We start from the raw sequence: 2,323 nt of genomic DNA on the forward strand, positions 1-2,323 counted from the left end.
TTACCGGTCTCGATGATGTCGCAGTGATGGGTCAGGCGATCGAGCATGGCGGTGGTCATTTTGGCATCGCCGAACACCTGCGGCCAATCGGCGAAGGCGAGATTGGTGGTGATCAGCAGGGATGTGTTTTCGTAGAGCTTGCTGATCAGATGGAACAGCAGCTGTCCGCCGGATTGGCTGAACGGGAGATAGCCGAGTTCGTCGATGACGATGAGATCGTGGCGCAGCAGTTTCTCGGCCAGCCTGCCGCTCTTGCCCGCGGCCTTCTCCTGCTCGAGCTGGTTGACCAGATCGACGAGGTTGAAGAACCGTCCCCTGGCGCGGGCACGTATCACGGCAGAAGCGACGGCAATGCAGAGATGGGTTTTGCCGGTCCCGGTGCCGCCGATGAAGATGGCGTTGCGCTTGGCGTCGAGGAAGGTGCCGGTCGCCAACTCACGAACCTGCCCCTGATCCAGCGGCGTGTCGTCGAAGACGAAGCTGTCGAGATCCTTCAACACCGGGAACCTGGCGCCGCTAATCCGGTAGCTGATCGACCGGGCCTGACGATGGGTGTGCTCGGCACGGATCAGGCTGGCGATCAGCGGATAGATCTCATCCCGCCGGGTCAGGCCCTTGCCGGCGATCTCGTCGAAGCTGGCGCGCATGCCATAGAGCTTGAGCTCGCTCATCGCGTCCAGAATCTCATGGCGTTCCATTAGGCGACCTTCCTGAGGCTGTCGTAGCGGCCACAATCGGCCACCGGTTCGATCTTGAGCCGCAGGGCATGCGGCGTGGTGATGCTGGGCACCGGCGGCGGCTGGCGTTGCCGGGCAAGCACGGTGAGGATCACGTCGCCATTGGCGATGCCCGCCGATAACGCTTCCGCACAGGCCGCCTCGACGGCATCGAGCCCATGGTCGAGCACACCGCCCAGCACCTTGACGAACTGCCGGTCGGCGTCGGGATGGTGCTTGAGCCGCTGGCGCACCTGCGCCAGGGCGGGCGGTAGACCCCAGTCCTTGAACGGTGCTCCATTGCGTAAAGCGCCGGGTTTCTTCAGTAAAACCGGGAGATAATGCCACGGATCGTAAATCACCTGGTCGCGCTTGAAGCTGCGGAGATGATTGGCCACCACCACTTCGTCGAGCAGCACGACCAGCCGTTCAGCGTAGGAACGCACCAGCACCATCCGACCGGCGGCGCGGGCATCGACGCTGTAGCGATTATGATCCGCCGTGATCAGGCAGGTAGTCGTCGCTCGCACCGCCTTCTCGACAAAGCCGTCGAACGGCGCCCGCCGTTCCATCAAGCTCGGGCGCTCTTCCTCGAAGACCTCCCAGATCGTCCGGTCCTTGAACTCCGGATGCTTTGTCCGCTTGGCATAGGCGACGCATTGGTCTTCCAGCCAGCCATTCAGCTCGTCCAGGCTGCTGACCCGCGGCTTGGGTCGGAACAGCTGATCGCGCAGGTTGCCGACCTGGTTCTCAACCTGGCCCTTCTCCCAGCCCGAGGCCGGGGTGCAGGCTACCGGCTCGATCAGATGGTGCGAGCACATCTGCAGGAACCGCCGATTGTACTGCCGTGCCTTGCCGATGAAGATCGCTTCGACCGCCGTCTTCATGTTGTCGTAGATGCCGCGTCGGCAGGCCCCGCCATAAAATGCGAAGGCCCTGTCGTGGGCATCGAACACCAGTTCCTGCGTCTCCCGGAAGTAGGTCCGCACAAACGGCATCCGGCTGTGCGACAGCTTCATGTGTGCCGCCTTGACCATCAGCGGCAAGCCTTGCAGCGTGATCGTCTCGTGGCTCCAGTCGAACTGATAGGCTTCGCCCGGCGCAAAGCTCATCGGCACAAACGCCTGTGCCGGAACCCGCGCTCGTTCCTCCCGCCATTCCTTCACGAACCGATGAACGCTGTCGTGCGCGCCGTCATAGCCTCGGCCGCGCAACTCCTCGAACAGCCGCTGCGTCGACCGCCGCTCACGCTTCGGCAGCCGCGCTTCCGCCTCCACGATCTCCGTCAGCGGACCCATCCACTCGCCAAGCTTTGGCGACGGCTGAACCTCTCGCGCGTACTTGAACGTGGTCCTGCCCGAGCGCACCACCTTGCGCACCGTCGTGCGCGATACCCGCAAATCCCGCGAGATCTCCTTGATCGCCCGGCGATGCTCGAAAAACGCCCGCCGTATCTGCCCGATAAGCTCCACGCCAATCACCCCCGCCAGCCCTTCCCAGAGCCCGCAAAGGCTCAAAAGAAAGTGACACTGGCACAGCCACCAGGGGGGTCAGAATTGGACGCGAAAACCACCCCTCAAGGGGTCACTATTGCCCGCGATTTCACA

At 63.1% G+C, this 2,323-nt stretch carries 2 protein-coding genes; both read right to left on the reverse strand.

Features of this window, described 5'->3' with window-relative positions; translation table 11 throughout:
- Positions 1-698, reverse strand: a 698-nt coding sequence (gene istB, locus PSV38_RS15030) for an IS21-like element helper ATPase IstB (protein WP_300548783.1), incomplete at its 3' end; no start/stop codon positions are given.
- Positions 698-2,197: an IS21 family transposase gene (istA, locus tag PSV38_RS15035; RefSeq protein ID WP_300548785.1), complete on the reverse strand. Its 1,500-nt coding sequence runs from the start codon at positions 2,195-2,197 to the stop codon at positions 698-700. The genes istA and istB, both read right to left, overlap by 1 nt.
- Positions 2,198-2,323: the final 126 nt, after the last annotated feature.

The organism is Aquabacterium sp. (assembly GCF_029946005.1).
Classification (GTDB): Bacteria; Pseudomonadota; Gammaproteobacteria; order Burkholderiales; family Burkholderiaceae_C; genus Aquabacterium.